This window comes from Galbibacter pacificus (assembly GCF_029603165.1).
Classification (GTDB): domain Bacteria; phylum Bacteroidota; class Bacteroidia; order Flavobacteriales; family Flavobacteriaceae; genus Galbibacter; species Galbibacter pacificus.
Map to the genome: position 1 here is coordinate 405,155 of NZ_JAQSVC010000003.1, position 17,880 is coordinate 423,034.

Genomic DNA, 17,880 nt, shown 5'->3' on the forward strand with positions numbered 1-17,880 from the left:
AAAACAGAATAAATGTACGGTAAAATAAAAGAACACTTAGAACAAGAGCTACAGGACATTAAAGATGCTGGGCTGTATAAAAAAGAGCGTATTATTACCTCACAACAAGGTGCCGAGATAACCATTAGTACCGGAGAAACGGTTATAAATTTTTGTGCCAACAATTATTTAGGGCTCTCGTCGCACCCCGAAGTTATCCAAGCAGCAAAAAACACGTTGGATTCACATGGGTTTGGGATGTCGTCGGTACGTTTTATATGTGGCACACAAGACATCCACAAAGAACTTGAACAAAGAATAGCCGCTTTCTACGGAACTGAAGATACCATTCTTTATGCTGCTGCTTTTGATGCAAACGGGGGGGTATTCGAACCTCTATTGACTGCCGAGGATGCCATTATTTCAGACTCCCTAAACCACGCGTCCATAATTGACGGCGTCCGGCTATGCAAGGCCAAGCGCTATAGATATCAAAATAGTGATATGGCCGATCTTGAAAAGCAATTAAAACAAGCCAATGAAGATGGAGCTCGTTTTAAAATAATTGTTACCGATGGTGTTTTTTCTATGGACGGCCTAGTAGCCCCGCTCGATAACATATGCAACCTTGCAGACAAATACGACGCCATGGTAATGATAGACGAATGCCATGCTACCGGGTTTATTGGTGAAACGGGAAGAGGCACCCTGGAAGAAAAAAATGTCATGGGAAGGATAGATATAATAACCGGCACCCTAGGAAAAGCACTTGGCGGTGCCATGGGCGGTTATACCACCGGAAAAAAAGAAATCATTGAGTTGCTTCGTCAACGTTCCCGCCCTTATTTGTTTTCAAATTCTTTGGCACCTAATATTGTAGGTGCATCGATTAAAGTTTTTGAAATGCTATCTAAAAGTACCGAATTAAGAGACCGCCTGGAAAAAAACACAAAATATTTTAAGGAAGGCATGACAAAAGCAGGCTTTGACATCATAGACGGAGATTCGGCTATTGTACCTGTAATGCTGTACGATGCAAAACTTTCGCAGACTATGGCCGATGAGCTTCTAGAAAAAGGTATCTATGTTATAGGATTTTTCTATCCGGTAGTGCCCAAGGAAAAAGCACGGATCAGAGTACAATTATCGGCCGCTCACACGCGTGAGCACTTGGATAAGGCCATAAAAGCATTTACAGAGGTAGGCAAAAAACTAGGGGTAGTTTAAGCTCGCTATCTTTTCATTTTAATTAAAAAATTATATATTTGTTTTTGTTAATAAGTTGTAACAGCTTACATTTGTCTTTAAATTAACACTTAAAATTAAATAATTGAACATGAAACATCTTAGCAAATTACTAGTTGCTGCGTTCCTATTTGTAGGGATTAGCAACATGAATGCTCAAGACCAGAACAATCCTTGGCAGATTAGCTTTGGGGTAAATGCGGTTGACGCTTACCCTACAAATTCTGATAGGCCATTTGCTTCAGAGAAATGGTTCGACGAGTATTTTAACGCAAGTGATCACTGGAACATTCTACCTTCTATCTCTTATGTATCGGTTTCAAAATACGTAGGTGGTGGATTCTCCGTAGGGGTTCGAGGATCGCTAAACAAAATTGATAAACTTGGAGATACCGAAGTAGATGATTGGTCTTACTACGGTGTTGATGGTACTATCAAATACAATTTCGCGGAAGGACACATTTTCGACCCTTTTGTTGAAGTAGGTGGTGGATACACTTGGTTGGACGAGATTGGAGCCGGTACTCTTAATGGAGGTGTTGGTTTCAATGTATGGTTTACTGAAAACCTAGGTCTTACTTTACAATCTAGCTACAAGCATGTATTTGAAGACTACAGTACTCCTCATTTCCAACACTTAGCTGGTCTTGCTATCAAGTTCGGTGGAACTGATTCTGACGGTGACGGTGTTTACGATAAGGATGATGCTTGTCCAGAAGTTCCTGGTTTAGAAGCTTTCAACGGTTGTCCTGATTCTGACGGAGATGGTATCGAAGATTCTAAAGATGCTTGTCCTAACGAAGCTGGTACTGCCGAAATGAACGGTTGTCCTGATTCTGATGGTGACGGTGTAGCTGATCCTCAAGATGAGTGTCCTGAAACTCCAGGTCTTAAAGAACTTGCTGGTTGTCCTGATTCTGACGGTGACGGTGTAGCTGATAAAGACGATCAATGTCCAGATGTTGCTGGTCCTGCCGCTACAAACGGTTGTCCTGACAAAGATGGCGATGGTGTATTAGACAAAGACGACCAATGTCCTGAAACTGCAGGTACTGTTGCTAACAATGGTTGTCCTGAGTTATCTGAAGCAGTTCAGAAAGCATTGAACGATTATGCTAAAACTATCTTATTCGACACTGGTAAATCAACTATCAAGACTGAATCTGCACAAGTATTAACAGATATCGTTGGAATTCTTAACGAATATCCAAATGCCAAGTTCTCTATCGACGGGCACACAGATAGCACTGGTAGTGATTCATTGAACCAAAGACTTTCAGAAGAAAGAGCTGGTGCGGTTAAAGTTTATTTAATCGAGCACGGTATCGACGCTGGTAGATTAGAGTCCCATGGTTATGGTGAAACTAAGCCAATTGCTTCTAACTCAACTAGAAACGGTAGAGCTCAAAACAGAAGAGTTGAAATTAACCTAATTAAATAATTAGATTAATTCAAACCATACAAGGAACGCTCCGAAATTCGGAGCGTTTTTTTATTTCTATCATTTTGCTTTTATTTTTGGTACTTTAGTACAAGCAAACCCTTTTACATGAAATCATTTTTAGCTCAAGTAGCCAAAGAGATATATACCAAAAATCAAAACTCGTTATCCACATTAGTAATTATACTTCCCAGTAAAAGGGCCGTTACCTTTTTAAGGAACGAGCTTTTAAAATTGGTAGAAAAAGCAACGATCGCCCCAAAGATTATTAGTATTGAAGAATTTATCCAAGATCTTGCTAATTTAAAGCTAGCTACCAATATTCAATTGTCGTTCGAGTTTTACAGCATCTACAAAAAACTCACCCCAGAAGGCCAGTTAGAAGATTTTCATACTTTCACCTCGTGGTCACAAACGGTACTAAAGGACTTTAATGAAATCGATCGCTATTTAATCGACCCAAAAAGTTTTTTTTCACACCTTTTCCATATTAAGGAACTAGACCAGTTTCATTGGACAAATACCGAAAACAAAACCCATTTACAGTTGCAATATCTTAAATTTTGGGAAAAATTGCATGTGTATTATACAGCCTTCAACCATCATTTAATACAAAAAGGAATTGGATATCAAGGGATGATATACCGTGAAGCCAATGAAAACATAGAACATTACATTCAGAACAAAAAAAATATAACACATTATTTAATTGGGTTCAATGCCCTAAACAATGCCGAAAAAAATATTTTTCAGGAACTCCTCACCAATACCGAAGCAGAAATTTATTGGGATATAGACGCATTTTTCATTGAGCATACAGAACACGATGCCGGTTTGTTTTTAAGAAAATATAAAGACCAATGGCCTTATTTTAAACAGCATCCCTTTAAAGTTATAAGCACCCATTTTCAAGAGGAAAAAAATATACAAATAATTGGCGTCCCAAAAAATATCGGGCAGGCCAAATACGTGGGGAACCTTTTAGCCCAACCGAGCCTTGATATAAAAAACACTGCAATTGTTCTTGGAAACGAAAATTTATTAAACCCAATCTTGAACAGCATCCCCAAAACTATAAACAAAGCAAATATTACCAGTGGATTTCCCTTGGAGCTTTCGCCCTTTGCCCCTTTTTTTGAAATGCTAATGGAAGTCTGGGAAAAGAATAAAAATGGCTTATGGTATTATCAAGATGTCATAAAAATCCTATCAAACCCCATTGCTCATACATTTACTACAGGCAAAAAAGAAGAAACGAAAGCGCTTATACAAAAAATTAATAAGGAAAACGTTATTTACCTAAATGATGAAACAGTTATCAATATAAGTGCTCAATTATTCATTCCGGCTACAAATAAGACCACAAATGCAATTATTAATAACTGTATTGACATTATCCTTGCCTTGAAAGTCCATTATTCCAACGAAAACCAACGAAACTTGTTGTTTTTGGAATATCTCTATCGTTTTTACGAAATATTCAATCAGCTTAATACCTTTAATCAAGAGCATGCTTTTATTACCGGGATGCGTTCCTTAAAAAAAATATACGATGAGCTGTTAACCGGCGAAACTGTAGACTTTCAAGGAGAACCTTTAGAAGGGCTTCAAATTATGGGAATGCTTGAAAGCAGGAACTTAGATTTCGACAATGTCATCCTTACTTCGGTAAATGAGGGGATCCTGCCGGCGGGAAAAAGCAATAATTCATTTATCCCGTTCGATTTAAAAATAGCCTTCGGCCTTCCAACCTACAAAGAGAAGGACGCCATTTATAGCTATCATTTTTACCGCTTGCTCCAAAGGGCCAAAAACATATACCTCCTGTACAATACAGAACCCGATGTTTTGGAAGGTGGGGAAAAGAGCAGGCTGCTTCAACAATTAACCATGTTGAAACAGGATAACCACCACATAACTCAATTTATTGCCAATCCACATATAAAAAATAATAAAAAAGAGCTTTTCCATATCAATAAAAGCAATGCAGCCATCCAGCGGTTAAAAGAGGTTTCCAATAAAGGTTTTTCACCTACATCATTAAGCAATTATATCAGGAATCCGCTTAGCTTTTACACACAAACCATCTTGGGCATAAAAGAAATTGAGGAAGTAGAAGAAACCATTGCCGCCAATACATTGGGCACTATTGTTCACGATACGCTCGAAGCCCTATACAAACCATTAGAAGGACAATTCCTGCATATTGAACATATCCAACAAATGCGTAAAAGCATTGAAAAGTTGGTTGCTGAGCATTTTTCACAATCTTATACCAGCACATCCAATTTGCAGGGAAAAAACCTTATCGCGTACCATGTCGCCAAGCGTTATATTGAAAATTTCATGAACTTTGAAGAAAAGCGATTAAAAAAAGGCAAAAAAATTAAAATCCTTCAAATTGAAACCAAGGTAAAGTCGCAAATCAAACATCCCGATTACAATTTTCCTATTTATATCAAAGGAAAGGTAGACCGTGTGGAAGAAGTAGACGGAATCATCAATATTATAGACTATAAAACCGGAAAGGTGGAACAAAAGGATGTAGAAATAATAAACTGGAGCGTCCTTACCGAGGATTATAAATACAGTAAAGCCTTTCAAATACTCTGTTATGCATATATGATGTATAAGGAAACACCATACAATTTATTTGAAGGCGGAATAATTTCCTTTAAAAACTTACAAAGCGAAGTTATCAAGTTTGCTAAAAAGGATAAACAAGGGAAAGGTGCCGTAAAAATATATTCAATAGACCAACAACTAATCGAAACGTTTGAAGAAATTTTAAAAAATCTGATACACGAAATTTTTTCTAAAGCCGTTCCTTTTCAGGAAAAAGAAATACAAAAACATGAATATTAAAAGAAACCATATACTTCAAGGAAAGCACCATAAACCCATTCTAACCGATGTTTATATAAAAAACAAACAAGCAAAAGCACCTATTGTTATTTTCAGTCATGGATATAAAGGCTTTAAAGATTGGGGGTATTGGGATTTGGTAGCAAAAACATTTGCCGAAAACGGTTTTTGCTTTATAAAGTTTAATTTTTCGCATAATGGCGGCACCATTGAACAGCCCATAGATTTTCCGGATCCTGAGGCATTTGCAAAAAACAATTTTTCAATTGAATTAGACGATTTGGATACCGTTATTAATTGGGTTACAAGTAAAGATTTTGATGCAGCCGACAGAATTGACACCACAAATATTGTATTAATCGGCCATTCGCGCGGGGGCGGAATTTCCATCATTAAATCGGCTGAAGACTCCCGGGTAAGCAAAATTATAACCTGGGCCAGCGTTTGCGATTTCAAGGCACGTTTTGCCGATGAAAAAGCACGGGCGTATTGGCAGGAAAATGGAATAATTTATATTGAAAATAGCCGCACTAAACAGCAATTGCCCCATTATTATCAGTTTTATGAAGATTTTATAGCAAACGAAGCCCGTTTAACCATTAAAACCGCTTCCGAAAGGCTTGAAGCACCACAACTCATCGTCCACGGCACACACGACCCTACAGTAAATATTAAAGAGGCCCAAGCGCTTCATCAGTGGAATCCTAAAAGTAAATTAGTCATAATTAAAGATGCCAATCATGTGTTTGGAGGAAAACATCCCTGGGAAGAAAACAAGCTCCCACGACACATGCAACAGGTTGTAGAAGCGTCTATTAAATTTGCCTTAAGCTAAATTTGTTATTTCTTCTTATCCGGACGCGTTGGTCGTACTTCAATTTTGCTCGGCAATGTTCTTGGGTGCATTTTTAGTAAGTCTACAACCAATTCCCCAATATCTTCGGGTTGAATTTTCCATGTATCAGAATCTGAAGGTGTGTTATTGTTAAAATGAGAAGCTACAGAGCCCGGCATAATGGTCGATACTTTTATATCATATGGTCTTAAATCGAGCATAGCCGCTTGTGTAAACCCTACAACCCCAAATTTGGTAGCATTATAGCCTGCCGCCGTTGGGAAAAAATTGGTTCCTGCCAAACTTGCCAATGTTATATAATACCCTTTAGCTTGCTTCAAGGCTTCAACAGAAGCTTTTAAAGTGTGATAAACGCCATTTAAATTGGTATTTATCATCTGCTGCCATTTATCATCTTCCAGTTCGTCTATGGGAGCAAAATGACCAACTCCTGCGTTAGCTAGAATTACATCGACATGCCCCCATTTGTCCAAAATCACTTCAATGGCATTTTTTTCATCCGATAATTTTGTTACATCCGATGAAATTCCAAGAACCTCATCCGGGTTTGAACTCAAAGACGATGCCGATTTCTCTGCGTCTTCAATTTTGCGCCCGCTTATGGCCACTTTCATTCCATGCTTCAACAATACTTCGGCAATTCCATATCCAATTCCTTTTGTGCCTCCAGTTATATAAGCTACTTTTCCTTTTAAATCCATTTTAGTTTAATTTTTCCATAAAGATAAAAGCTAACAAGGACCCATTAAAATAGCTTGCGTTATTGTTTTCTTAAAATAAAAAAGCAACGTTTATAACGTTGCCTTTGGTGGAGCATATCGGAGTCGAACCGATGACCTCTACACTGCCAGTGTAGCGCTCTAGCCAGCTGAGCTAATGCCCCAAATTATTTTTTTGCCATTTTCTTCCGGTGGCAAATATAATGTTTTTTTGCAATTTCTACTTTTTAACGCTTAAAACCAGTAAAGGTATTGAGCAACGAAATTCGCGCTTCAAAATTATATTTTTTTCCCATAACTTGGTAAAAAAACCGCGTTTTCTTCTAAAAACTATTAAAATATCCGGCTGGTTTTCCTGAAAATGCTCTAGCACCCCCTCAAAAGTAGTAGTGTTTTCGGTGGTTTGCAGACCATTGCTTAATTTTTTTAATGTTGGATTTATCTCTAAATCTTCTGCTGTATAGCTTGGCGTTTTTACCAATAAGAGGTTTAAATTCAATTTAAATTTATCTTTTAAAAGCACTAATGGGTCTAAAATGGCATCTCGTTTAACAATTCCTGACTTAAAGGCAACCAAACCGGTTTTATAAGGCTTAAATGTATTTCCCTCGGGTACAATTAATGTAGGAATGTTTGTTTTTTTAACAATGCTGCCCGATGTTTGCCCCAAGTATACTTCTTCGCGTATGTCAATGGTTTTAGGTTCTAAAATAATTAAATCTATTCCATATTGATTGTCTACCGCCTTAACCCCGTCCAAAACATCACCATTATATGCGGCCTTGGTTACCGAAACCCCTTTTTTGTCCACCTTACTTAAAATCCCTTCAAGTTGATCTGTGGTAGACTTGGCAACGATATCTTCTATATTAGCAATATTACCAGCCTTATTTATCAAGGTAAATGCCTGCATTATGTAGAGCTTGCTCCCAAAAGAACTGGCAAAATCTATAGCATATTGTAATGTTTTTACTGAGTTGGCCGAAGTACCAATGGGAACCAAAATATTTTTCATGGGTGTAGTATTTAATGTTTGATTGTTAAATGCTTTATTTTGCATTTAAATTTACATAAAATTATTTTGTGTTTACACTAAGCTAACATTTCGCTAGACAAATTCATGGAGAAAACCAAAATCAGCTTTAAAGAAATTAATCAATTAGCAGTGCCAGCGATTATAGCAGGCATTGCAGAACCCTTAATATCGCTTACCGATATTGCCATTATAGGAAATGTTGATAAAAACCCGGTCGAGGCCCTTGCTGCCGCCGGAATTGTGGGTTCGTTTCTATCCGCCATTATTTGGATAGTCGCCCAAACCAAAACAGCCATTTCGGCCATTGTTTCGCAACATTTAGGGGCCAACAGGTTGCATGCGGTAAAAACCCTGGTCCCACAGGCCTTGGTTTTTAACTTTTTGCTCAGCCTTGCAATTTATTTTAGCACAGCGTTACTTGCTAAAGAAATTTTCAGCTTATACAATGCCGAAGGGCTTATTTTGCAATACACAGAAGATTATTATACCATCCGAGCCATTGGTTACCCATTAACACTGGTGACTTTTGCAGTTTTTGGGGTTTTTAGGGGGTTGCAAAACACCTTATGGGCCATGAAATGCAGTTTAACGGGCGCATTGGTAAATATTGTTTTAGATTACGCATTAGTATATGGTATAGATGGCTTGCTTCCGGCTATGCATTTAAAAGGTGCAGGTTATGCAAGCGTGATGGCACAATTGGTTATGCTCATCATGGCATTGTACTTTTACTTTAAAAAAACACCTTTTAATTTAAGACTTCGGTTAAAGGTCAATCCGCAAATGAAAAAGCTCTTATTAATGAGCGCAAATCTTTTTGTGCGGACCGCAGCTCTCAATTTTGCCATTTATCTAGCCAATGCCTACGCTACAGATTATGGCAAAAACTATATCGCGGCACAAAGTATTTTAATGAATATCTGGCTGTTTTTTTCCTTTTTTATAGATGGTTATGCAAACGCCGGAAATGCCCTTTCAGGAAGGTTATTGGGAGCTAAAGATTACAAGCGGCTTTGGTTTTTAAGTATCGACATTTGTAAATATGCCATTATAATTTCATTTGTTTTAATGTTGGCCTGCGGTTTGTTTTATAATCAAATAGGCCTGCTTTTTAACAAAGAAGTTGCCGTACTTTCACTGTTTTCATCTGTTTTTTGGATGGTACTGCTCATGCAGCCTGTAAATGCCATCGCTTTCATGTTCGACGGTATTTTCAAAGGTCTTGGCGAAGCTTCCTATTTGCGTAATGTATTATTAGCGGCCACTTTTCTCGGTTTTACCCCAACATTACTTGTTCTGGATTACCTCGACTGGAAATTATATGCCATTTGGACCGCCTTTTTCGTATGGATGCTTGTTCGCTCCTCGGCTCTGGTTATTAAGTTCAGGAGGAAGTATGTAAACGCCTAATCCCATTATTAAAAAAATGTCTTGGCCTCTTCTACAAATAGTATTAAAGGCGTTTTGCTAACAGCGGCACGTTGCTTATTAGGCAGAAATTAGTATTATTATGATTTCATACCAATAGTTGGTGCCTTTGAAAAGGTTATGGGATTATGGTTAAAAATATCTCTGTTTTCTAGGAGATTATTTTGACAATTTCATCAGCCAACAAATTAAAACGGGAAAATATACTTCCGCAAGTGAAGTTGTAAAGGCAGCACTTATCATAGAACTAAAAAAGGAGAGAAATCAGGTTTTGTAGAAAATTTTTACCGAAAAAAAACGCTTGAAAAGCTTACATCAAAAACACCTGACTGAACAATGAGTTATAAAATCAACCAAAAAAGTGATCAGGCAAAAATCACCGGGATTTTGCATCAAATAACAGATAAAAAGGCCCTAGTCAGTATTCGTAACCGTAATGTGGGCGAGCATGCTCAATTTAAACGAATCGAATACTGGCAAACATATCAGCAGAGTTGAAAGTATAGGCTTTGAAATCCCGTAATGCGCTTATACCTTCCGTTGGCTTTTCATCCTCAAAAATGAACGGATAAAAATTCCCCAAGCTGGCTTTGATTACTTATTTTTGATATAACAATTGCAAAACATACAAAACATGGGCACCGATCGTCTTGATGGAAGTTTATATACAAAAATTGAAAATAACATTGCAACCATTGAATTTGGCCATCCTGCCAGTAATTCTTTTCCAACGGTATTATTAAATCGTTTGGCCCATGAATTTGAAAAACTTTCTGAGAATAAGAACGTACATGTGATAATCCTTAAAAGCGAAGGCAAAAAAGCCTTTTGTGCCGGAGCTTCTTTTGATGAATTGGTTGCCATTTCCAGCGAAGCAGAAGGAAAACGGTTTTTTAGCGGGTTTGCCAAGGTAATCAACTCCATGCGGCTTTGTAAAAAATTAATTGTCGGCCGCATTCAGGGGAAAACCGTTGGTGGAGGGGTTGGCTTAATTGCCGCCTGCGACTATGCCATTGCTACCGAAGCCGCCGCCATTAAACTTTCTGAGCTTACCATTGGCATTGGTCCTTTTGTTATCGCCCCCGCCATAGAACGCAAAATGGGCATTGCTGCCCTAGCCGAGCTTTCGTTGGCCGCTACCGAATGGAAAAATGCATACTGGGCAAAAGAAAGAGGGTTGTATGCCAAAGTTTTTGAATCCCTTACCGATGTTGATGAAGAAATTGATATTTTAACGAACAAACTCGCTGCATACAACCCTCAAGCCGTTTTGGCCATGAAAAAAATCATGTGGCAAGGTACCGACCATTGGGAGTCGCTCTTAGAAGAAAGAGCAGAAACTTCCGGCCGGCTCGTGCTATCTCCCGAAACCAAAAAAGCCTTAGAAAAATTTAAAAAATAACCCCATTGTAAGTTTCCAAAAAGCACCGATACAATTTGGCCATTCAAGCTTATTTTAATAACTAATTTCCTCCTCGGCAATAGCCCTCGTTACATTGGCTGTAATCGACGGAAAACTAACAAAGAAATTACGCCCATCTTTTCTTTTTAAGGTGGCCATTTGTTCCCCTTCATGGTTTGTCGTTAGTTTTGTAACTACTACTTCGTTATTATGTACCGTTTTATAATCGGGCACTCCGCCTCTTTTAATAATTATATTCTTTTTTGGTAACTCTATGTGTTGAAATGTCGCTTCCGGAATATTGTTAATCTTTAAAACATCCCCTAACTTAATTTCCTTATCCTGCGCTTGGGCTAAAAATGCAAAAAATGAGAATACTGCAATAAATAGTCTTTTTTTCATAACTTTTTTATTTATATATTAATATACGCTCGATATATTGTCAAATATAAATAAAAAGCTGCGTTTTTTTAAGTGCAAAATTCTTAAATATTTGCTAAATCGTTCCGTAAAAAAGTTTTATTTTGCCCAATTATTCTCCCAATCTTTCCATACGACATCAATCCCTTGATTCCGTAGCATGGTTGCTATTTCTTCAGTTGGCCGTTCATCGGATATTTCGAATTGGTCTAACGACTGTTTATCGACTACATACCCCCCCGGATTGGTTTTAGACTCGGCACTCATAGATGTAATCCCCAAGTTTACAATATGGTCCCTAAACTTTTCATTTTCCCTTGTTGAAATTGATAATTCCACATCTTCGTCAAACAACCGGTAAGCGCATATTAACTGCACCAAATCCCGGTCGGTCATTGCTACTTTTGGTTCCAATCCCCCCGAAAAAGGTCGTAAACGAGGAAAAGAGATTGAAAATTTAGTTCGCCAATATGTTTTTTTAAGATACGACAAATGCAATGCCGTGAAAAAACTGTCGGCTCGCCAATCCTCCAGCCCAAATAAAGCCCCGAGCCCTATTTTATGGACTCCGGCCCGCCCCAATCGGTCGGGCGTTTCCAACCGATAGAAAAAGTTTGATTTTTTCCCCTTCGGATGATGTTTTTTATATTCCATTTCATGATATGTTTCCTGATATACCAAAACGGCATACAGGCCTTCATCAATCAACAATTCATATTCATCTTGATCCAAAGGCTGCACTTCAATGCTTATGTTCGAAAAATGGTTTCGTATTAATTGAATGGCGTTTTTTAAATACGAAACCCCAACGGTTGCATTTGCCTCTCCCGTAACCAGTAAGATATGTTCAAATCCCTTGCTTTTTATGTAGCCCACTTCTTCTAATATTTCAGCATCGGTTAATGTACGGCGCGGGATTTTATTGGTAAAGCTAAAACCGCAATAGGTGCATATATTTTGGCATTCATTGCTTAAATACATGGGCGCGAACATTTGCATGGTGTTCCCAAAACGTTTTTTTGTGATTATACTGCTTTTTTGTGCCATTTCTTCCAGAAAAGGTTTAGCCGCCGGAGCTATCAATGCCTTTAAATCTTCCTGGTTTGGCTTGGGTCTTTCCAAGGCGCGAATTACATCGTTGGAAGTTTTGTCCATAATGCTTTCCAAAACATGGGTCCATGGATATTTCTCAAAGGTATCTCTAAAACTACTCATATAAAAAACTGGTTAATGGGCTACTGGCTTCTGCTTTCGCCTGAATGTTTGCCAAGCTTGCCAAATATGCTTCCCGTCCTGCTTCTACGCCTTTTTTAAATGCTTTTGCCATGCCAACGGGATTATTAGAAACCGCTATGGCCGTATTTACCAAAACCGCATCGGCTCCCATTTCCATGGCCGCCGCCGCATGAGACGGTGCCCCTATGCCCGCGTCGACAATAACAGGAACTGTACTTTGTGCTATAATAATTTCCAGAAAATCGAACGTCTTCAACCCTTTGTTGGTCCCAATTGGTGCTCCCAAAGGCATTACACATTGCACGCCTATATCTTCCAACCTTTTGCACAAAACGGGGTCAGCATGTATATATGGCATTACCACAAAACCTTTTTTTACCAATTTTTCGGTGGCTTTTAATGTTTCAACCGGGTCGGGTAACAAATAATTAGGGTCTGGGTGAATTTCTAACTTTACCCAATTTGTTTCCAAGGCCTCCCGTGCCAATTCGGCCGCGAAAACAGCTTCTTTTGCATTTCGTACCCCCGAGGTATTCGGCAATAAATTAAGGTGCTTGTTTTGCAAACCATTTAGCAGGTCATCTTCTTCATTTTGGGCATCCACCCTTTTTAAGGCCACGGTTACCAGTTCGCTACCGCTTGCCTTTATGGCCTCTTTCATCAGGGTGGCCGAACTAAACTTTCCAGTGCCTACAAATAGACGCGATTGAAATTTTTTATCGGCTATTTTCAAATAATCTTCATTTTGCATAATTCATGGGTATTTTTTTACGCATTCGTGCGTGAATAGTATTAATTTTTTCTTCAAGGTTTGCTGTGTTGGTCAACCAACCGGACATGGCAACGCCATATACCCCTGTTTCTTTTAATAGATTTAAATCGGTTTGCAATATTCCGCCTATCGCAATTATTGGAATGTTGTGTTTTTTTAATCGTAATGCTACAATTATGTTATGATATCCATCAATTCCGAGAATCGGACTTAAGCTTTTCTTTGTCTCCGTATATCGAAAAGGGCCTAAACCAATATAATTCACTCCTTTATCAATTAAGCCCCTACAATCTTTCTTGGTATTGGCCGTTCCCCCAATAATTTTTTCGGGTCCCAATAATTTTCTCGCCAGCAAAGGGCAACTGTCTTCTTTTCCTAAATGAACACCATCTACATCCAGCTCTTTGGCTATTTCCAGATAATCGTTTAATATAAGCTTAACCCCATATGCTTCGCAAATGGACTTAGCTATTAAGGTCGTTTTTAATATGGTGGGCGGTGATTCGTTTTTTAAACGCAATTGCACCCATTTCACTCCGCTTTCACAAACATTTTTTATGTTTTGAATGTGTTCTTTTGGCGTTTTTCCTTGCGATATATAATGTAACTTGGCTATTTCCATAAATGGTAACCTAATTTGGTGGTATTCGATATTAAAATGCTTTCCGTATACTGTTTTGCCTTTTTACAAGCTTCATGAAGTGGCAAACCCAACGCTAAATAGGTTGTAATTGCCGATGACAGCACACAGCCACTCCCATGCTTTTCGTATATTTTTCCAGTTGATAAGGGGAATAAAACCAAGTTTTCCTTTCCTTTTTCATATAAAACGTCTTTTCCCTTTTCTGCTGGATGATGTCCTCCTTTGAGTAATATATTTGTATGAACCATTAAAGCTTTAATAGTTCTTTCCATTGAAAATAAAGGACGTAATTGTTCAATTTCTTCATAATTGGGCGTTAACAATGTGATTTTTTTTACTGTTTCTTCTGATAAAAAATCCCCTGCTTGCTGAAACCGATGTCCGCTTGTTGATTTTAACACCGGGTCCAATACTATTTTTGTGTTGGAATTGTACTTTTTTATCATGTCGAGCAATTCATTTAACAGTTTTTCATTTTGAACAATTCCAATCTTAACAGCCTTGATTTTATAAGCTTTTAATAATACTTGTAACTGAAATTTTATCGTTTCGGGATTCGTCCATTCGCATTGATAAAAGCCTTCGTCCGTTTGAACGGTATTGGCGGTACAAACCCCTAAACCATACGCCTTGATGGCTTCAATGGTTTTAATATCTGCCAACAATCCAGCCCCGGCAGAGGGGTCGAATCCGGCTATCGACAATACAAAAGGCCTTTTATCCATATACCTCATCATATTCATTTTTTAACGACAGAAAAGCATTTACCGGATTTGAGGCGTTCCATACGCTGCCCAAAACAGCAATGCCTCCGTATCCTAATTTTTTGGTTTCTTGTATGTTCTTTTCCGTTACCCCACCCAGGGCAATTGGTTTTTGTTGTAAAGAACTCACATCCCATTCCATACCATGGTAATTTTCTTTTGAAACAGAATTAAAAACAGGGCTCAAAAATGCATACTCGAATTTTTGAGATAACATTTTGTATTCCCCCAACTGATGAAATCCGGTACTTTTGCACTTATTTTCTTGTTGAAAATACCGAGTGTACCTGTCTAAATCTTTTATTTCGCCACGTTGTTTTTCTTTTATATGAATGCCTTTCAAATTAAATTTCAAAACCAATTCATGATGCTGATGAAGCATACATCGATTATGGAAATTCTCATTGATGTCCGTAATCCATTTATGCAGTTCTTCTTTAGTCATTTTAGGCTTCCGGACATGCAGGCAATTTAATCCGGCAACAAACAGTTTGTTTATAATTTCAACCTCGTTTTTTAAATTATTTTCGGATGTTATTACAGTAAACATGTTTGATAGCTTTATTAAATTATAGTATTCAAGTATCGGGGTTATAAACATTTCATCGTTATAGGTATACTTCGCTTCCCTTTTCTTTAAACTCTTCGGCCTTTTTCTTCATTCCTTCTTCTATGGCTTCTTGAGTATCTAGACCATTTTCTTTGGCATAGTTTCGCACATCTTGAGTAATCTTCATGGAGCAAAAATTAGGACCGCACATCGAGCAGAAATGAGCTACCTTTGCATTGTCCGAAGGCAGGGTTTCATCGTGATATGCACGTGCCGTATCGGGGTCTAATGCCAAATTAAATTGGTCTTCCCAACGGAACTCGAAACGTGCCTTGCTCATGGCATCGTCGCGGTGTTGGGCTCCGGGATGACCTTTTGCCAAATCGGCGGCATGTGCTGCAATTTTATAGGTAATTACACCTTGTTTTACATCTTCTTTATTAGGCAGCCCCAAATGTTCCTTTGGCGTAACATAGCATAGCATGGCACAACCGTACCAACCAATCATTGCGGCACCTATACCGCTTGTGATATGGTCGTAACCGGGAGCGATATCGGTTGTTAAAGGCCCCAATGTATAAAAGGGTGCCTCGCCACATTCTCTTAACTGTTTATCCATATTTTCCTTAATCATGTGCATTGGTATATGGCCGGGGCCTTCAATAATGGTTTGCACATCGTATTTCCATGCAATTTTTGTAAGCTCGCCAAGTGTTTCCAGTTCGGCAAACTGTGCATAATCGTTTGCATCGGCTATGCTTCCCGGACGCAGGCCATCGCCTAGGGAAAAGGAAACATCGTAGGCTTTCATGATTTCGCAGATTTCTTCAAAATGCGTGTACAAAAAGTTTTCTTTATGATGTGCCAAGCACCATTTTGCCATAATAGACCCCCCGCGTGATACAATCCCGGTTACACGTTTGGCCGTATGCGGTACATAAGCCAAGCGAACCCCGGCATGAATGGTAAAATAATCAACCCCTTGTTCGGCCTGTTCGATCAAGGTATCCCTAAAAATCTCCCATGTTAAATTTTCGGCTTTTCCGTTTACCTTCTCCAATGCCTGATAAATGGGAACCGTTCCTATGGGCACGGGCGAATTGCGCAAAATCCACTCACGGGTTTCATGAATGTTTTTTCCAGTGGAAAGGTCCATAATGGTATCTGCTCCCCAACGGCACGCCCAAACGGCTTTTTCTACTTCTTCTTCAATGGATGATGTTACGGCTGAGTTCCCGATATTGGCATTTATTTTTACCAGAAAATTTCTACCAATAATCATCGGTTCGCTTTCCGGGTGGTTGATGTTGCACGGAATAACGGCCCGGCCACTTGCTACTTCCTGACGCACAAATTCTGGCGTGATCTCTTTAGGAATGGCGGCCCCAAAGCTCTCTCCGGGATGTTGCCCGGCAATGGCTTTGGCCTCTTGCAGTTTTTGGTTTTCACGAATGGCTATAAATTCCATTTCGGGAGTAATGATCCCTTTTTTGGCATAATGCATTTGGGTAACATTTTGCCCTTTTTTGGCCTTGAAAGGATTTTTAAGGTGTTGAAACCGTAGTTCGTCCAAATTCTCATTGTTCAGGCGTTCGTTTCCATAAGAAGAAGTAAGCCCGTCGAGCTGTTCAACATCGCCCCGTGCTGCTATCCATTGTTCGCGAATGGGCTGCAAGCCTTTTTTCACGTCTATTTGTATGTTCGGGTCTGTATATGGGCCGCTGGTATCGTATACCAATACCGGATCGTTTTTTTCGCGTGTTCCGTTAAATTTATCTACGGTATCGTCTAATTGTATTTGCCGCATGGGCACTTTTACCCCTTTATGGATGTTTCCGTATACATATATTTTATTTGAATTAGGAAAAGGAGCCCTGCTTATGGTATTGTTGGGTGTGGTGTTTTGGGTTTTAGGATTCATGTTCTTGTAATTTATTTTTCTAAATAATTGTTTTTTAGGTAAAGCCCGATTGATGGAACGGGCAGGGATAGCAGCGGTATCCCTCGACGATAAATGTCGGGGATACAGCGGATAGCCAGGCCGGAATGCAATGAAGGGCCCGCCCAAATAAAACTTCAGTATTATCCGCCTTGGGTTGCTTTAATAATTAATATATTGGCATTATTTGTAATGGTTTCCTGCCACTTTGCTTTTGGCACGACTTGGTTGTTTATGGCCACGGCAATGCCATTTGGGGAAACTTGCAGTTGCTCCAGCAATTCCTGTGTATTGATGCCCTGTGAAAATGTGTGCTTGGTGCTGTTTACGTTTACAGTAATCATTTTTTTATGTTTTTCTGTAAACTTTAGGAGGGGAACTCCCTGAAAAGTAGATTGAATAGGTTACAAGTGCCGTAAGTAGCCTTGTCCCCAAAACATACTATTTGGAAATAGTATGTCGCTTAAATATTTCAACTTTTCCCTTCGCTCGTATTAACGAGATCAGGTTCCGAGGGTTTTATCTCAGCCGGCTTTCACGGCACCCCTAAAGTTTATGTTGTGATAAAGGTATGTATTTTGTTTG

At 38.9% G+C, this 17,880-nt stretch carries 17 protein-coding genes, 1 tRNA gene and 1 riboswitch; of the genes, 7 read left to right on the forward strand and 11 right to left on the reverse strand.

Going from position 1 to position 17,880, the window contains the following annotated elements:
• Positions 1–12 precede the first annotated feature (12 nt).
• The 4 genes from kbl (at position 13) to PSF86_RS10195 (ending at position 6,365) form a co-directional block, all read left to right on the forward strand.
• Positions 13–1,206 carry a glycine C-acetyltransferase gene (gene kbl, locus PSF86_RS10180; RefSeq protein ID WP_277899969.1) on the forward strand — a complete coding sequence of 398 codons (1,194 nt, stop codon included), beginning with the start codon at positions 13–15 and terminating at the stop codon, positions 1,204–1,206.
• 109 nt (positions 1,207–1,315) lie between these two features.
• Complete coding sequence (locus PSF86_RS10185) at positions 1,316–2,665, forward strand: OmpA family protein (protein WP_277899970.1); 1,350 nt, start codon at positions 1,316–1,318, stop codon at positions 2,663–2,665.
• 108 nt (positions 2,666–2,773) lie between these two features.
• Positions 2,774–5,530, forward strand: a complete 2,757-nt coding sequence (locus PSF86_RS10190) for a PD-(D/E)XK nuclease family protein (RefSeq protein ID WP_277899971.1) — start codon at positions 2,774–2,776, stop codon at positions 5,528–5,530.
• Complete coding sequence (locus PSF86_RS10195; protein ID WP_277899972.1) at positions 5,520–6,365, forward strand: alpha/beta hydrolase family protein; 846 nt, start codon at positions 5,520–5,522, stop codon at positions 6,363–6,365. Before PSF86_RS10190 ends, PSF86_RS10195 begins: the two co-directional genes overlap by 11 nt.
• 5 nt (positions 6,366–6,370) lie before the next feature.
• Here PSF86_RS10195 and PSF86_RS10200 read toward each other — a convergent pair whose 3' ends face one another.
• From PSF86_RS10200 to PSF86_RS10210, 3 genes are all read right to left on the reverse strand, one after another.
• Complete coding sequence (locus PSF86_RS10200) at positions 6,371–7,087, reverse strand: SDR family oxidoreductase (RefSeq protein WP_277899973.1); 717 nt, start codon at positions 7,085–7,087, stop codon at positions 6,371–6,373.
• A 105-nt stretch (positions 7,088–7,192) separates the two neighbouring features.
• Positions 7,193–7,269: transfer RNA gene (locus PSF86_RS10205), tRNA-Ala, on the reverse strand.
• A 56-nt stretch (positions 7,270–7,325) separates the two neighbouring features.
• Complete coding sequence (locus PSF86_RS10210; RefSeq protein ID WP_277899974.1) at positions 7,326–8,120, reverse strand: universal stress protein; 795 nt, start codon at positions 8,118–8,120, stop codon at positions 7,326–7,328.
• 105 nt (positions 8,121–8,225) lie between these two features.
• On the opposite strand from PSF86_RS10210, the gene PSF86_RS10215 reads away from it, so the two are divergent.
• The 3 genes from PSF86_RS10215 to PSF86_RS10225 all read left to right on the forward strand — a co-directional run bounded on the left by PSF86_RS10215 (position 8,226) and on the right by PSF86_RS10225 (position 10,971).
• A complete protein-coding gene (locus PSF86_RS10215) occupies positions 8,226–9,551 on the forward strand; it encodes an MATE family efflux transporter (RefSeq protein ID WP_277899975.1) in 1,326 nt (441 codons plus the stop codon).
• Between the two features lie 205 nt (positions 9,552–9,756).
• A complete protein-coding gene (locus tag PSF86_RS10220; protein WP_277900216.1) occupies positions 9,757–9,846 on the forward strand; it encodes a hypothetical protein in 90 nt (29 codons plus the stop codon).
• A 357-nt stretch (positions 9,847–10,203) separates the two neighbouring features.
• Complete coding sequence (locus tag PSF86_RS10225) at positions 10,204–10,971, forward strand: enoyl-CoA hydratase/isomerase family protein (protein ID WP_277899976.1); 768 nt, start codon at positions 10,204–10,206, stop codon at positions 10,969–10,971.
• Positions 10,972–11,025: 54 nt separating this feature from the next.
• On the opposite strand, the gene PSF86_RS10230 is transcribed toward PSF86_RS10225, so the two are convergent.
• The 8 genes from PSF86_RS10230 to thiS form a co-directional block, all read right to left on the reverse strand.
• Positions 11,026–11,373: a hypothetical protein gene (locus PSF86_RS10230; protein ID WP_277899977.1), complete on the reverse strand. Its 348-nt coding sequence runs from the start codon at positions 11,371–11,373 to the stop codon at positions 11,026–11,028.
• A gap of 117 nt (positions 11,374–11,490) precedes the next feature.
• Positions 11,491–12,606 (reverse strand): 2-iminoacetate synthase ThiH, encoded by a 1,116-nt coding sequence (gene thiH, locus PSF86_RS10235; protein WP_277899978.1) that lies wholly within the window; start codon positions 12,604–12,606, stop codon positions 11,491–11,493.
• Positions 12,599–13,378: a thiazole synthase gene (locus PSF86_RS10240; protein ID WP_277899979.1), complete on the reverse strand. Its 780-nt coding sequence runs from the start codon at positions 13,376–13,378 to the stop codon at positions 12,599–12,601. The genes thiH and PSF86_RS10240 overlap by 8 nt, the downstream gene beginning before the upstream one ends.
• The gene (thiE, locus tag PSF86_RS10245; RefSeq protein WP_277899980.1) at positions 13,368–14,021 is read right to left on the reverse strand and encodes a thiamine phosphate synthase; all 654 of its coding nucleotides are present in this window, start codon (positions 14,019–14,021) and stop codon (positions 13,368–13,370) included. The genes PSF86_RS10240 and thiE overlap by 11 nt, the downstream gene beginning before the upstream one ends.
• Positions 14,012–14,779, reverse strand: coding sequence for a hydroxymethylpyrimidine/phosphomethylpyrimidine kinase (locus PSF86_RS10250; RefSeq protein ID WP_277899981.1), 768 nt, complete (start codon positions 14,777–14,779; stop codon positions 14,012–14,014). The genes thiE and PSF86_RS10250 overlap by 10 nt, the downstream gene beginning before the upstream one ends.
• Positions 14,760–15,356 carry a thiamine phosphate synthase gene (locus PSF86_RS10255; protein ID WP_277899982.1) on the reverse strand — a complete coding sequence of 199 codons (597 nt, stop codon included), beginning with the start codon at positions 15,354–15,356 and terminating at the stop codon, positions 14,760–14,762. The genes PSF86_RS10250 and PSF86_RS10255 overlap by 20 nt, the downstream gene beginning before the upstream one ends.
• A 58-nt stretch (positions 15,357–15,414) precedes the next feature.
• Entirely contained in the window at positions 15,415–17,277 is a 1,863-nt protein-coding gene (gene thiC, locus PSF86_RS10260) for a phosphomethylpyrimidine synthase ThiC (protein ID WP_277899983.1), read from the reverse strand.
• Between the two features lie 161 nt (positions 17,278–17,438).
• Positions 17,439–17,639 carry a sulfur carrier protein ThiS gene (gene thiS, locus PSF86_RS10265; protein ID WP_277899984.1) on the reverse strand — a complete coding sequence of 67 codons (201 nt, stop codon included), beginning with the start codon at positions 17,637–17,639 and terminating at the stop codon, positions 17,439–17,441.
• Between the two features lie 119 nt (positions 17,640–17,758).
• Positions 17,759–17,853: riboswitch (TPP riboswitch) on the reverse strand.
• Positions 17,854–17,880 lie beyond the last annotated feature (27 nt).

What these genes read in the sequence shown, in the direction of transcription:
- kbl (WP_277899969.1), top strand. Translation starts at nt 13, where the DNA reads ATGTACGGTAAAATAAAAGAACACTTAGAACAAGAGCTACAGGACATT.
- thiE (WP_277899980.1), bottom strand. Translation starts at nt 14,021, where the DNA reads ATGGAAATAGCCAAGTTACATTATATATCGCAAGGAAAAACGCCAAAA.
- thiH (WP_277899978.1), bottom strand. Translation starts at nt 12,606, where the DNA reads ATGAGTAGTTTTAGAGATACCTTTGAGAAATATCCATGGACCCATGTT.
- PSF86_RS10210 (WP_277899974.1), bottom strand. Translation starts at nt 8,120, where the DNA reads ATGAAAAATATTTTGGTTCCCATTGGTACTTCGGCCAACTCAGTAAAA.
- PSF86_RS10255 (WP_277899982.1), bottom strand. Translation starts at nt 15,356, where the DNA reads ATGTTTACTGTAATAACATCCGAAAATAATTTAAAAAACGAGGTTGAA.
- thiS (WP_277899984.1), bottom strand. Translation starts at nt 17,639, where the DNA reads ATGATTACTGTAAACGTAAACAGCACCAAGCACACATTTTCACAGGGC.
- PSF86_RS10250 (WP_277899981.1), bottom strand. Translation starts at nt 14,779, where the DNA reads ATGATGAGGTATATGGATAAAAGGCCTTTTGTATTGTCGATAGCCGGA.
- PSF86_RS10200 (WP_277899973.1), bottom strand. Translation starts at nt 7,087, where the DNA reads ATGGATTTAAAAGGAAAAGTAGCTTATATAACTGGAGGCACAAAAGGA.
- PSF86_RS10195 (WP_277899972.1), top strand. Translation starts at nt 5,520, where the DNA reads ATGAATATTAAAAGAAACCATATACTTCAAGGAAAGCACCATAAACCC.
- PSF86_RS10240 (WP_277899979.1), bottom strand. Translation starts at nt 13,378, where the DNA reads ATGCAAAATGAAGATTATTTGAAAATAGCCGATAAAAAATTTCAATCG.
- PSF86_RS10215 (WP_277899975.1), top strand. Translation starts at nt 8,226, where the DNA reads ATGGAGAAAACCAAAATCAGCTTTAAAGAAATTAATCAATTAGCAGTG.
- PSF86_RS10185 (WP_277899970.1), top strand. Translation starts at nt 1,316, where the DNA reads ATGAAACATCTTAGCAAATTACTAGTTGCTGCGTTCCTATTTGTAGGG.
- PSF86_RS10230 (WP_277899977.1), bottom strand. Translation starts at nt 11,373, where the DNA reads ATGAAAAAAAGACTATTTATTGCAGTATTCTCATTTTTTGCATTTTTA.
- thiC (WP_277899983.1), bottom strand. Translation starts at nt 17,277, where the DNA reads ATGAATCCTAAAACCCAAAACACCACACCCAACAATACCATAAGCAGG.
- PSF86_RS10190 (WP_277899971.1), top strand. Translation starts at nt 2,774, where the DNA reads ATGAAATCATTTTTAGCTCAAGTAGCCAAAGAGATATATACCAAAAAT.
- PSF86_RS10225 (WP_277899976.1), top strand. Translation starts at nt 10,204, where the DNA reads ATGGGCACCGATCGTCTTGATGGAAGTTTATATACAAAAATTGAAAAT.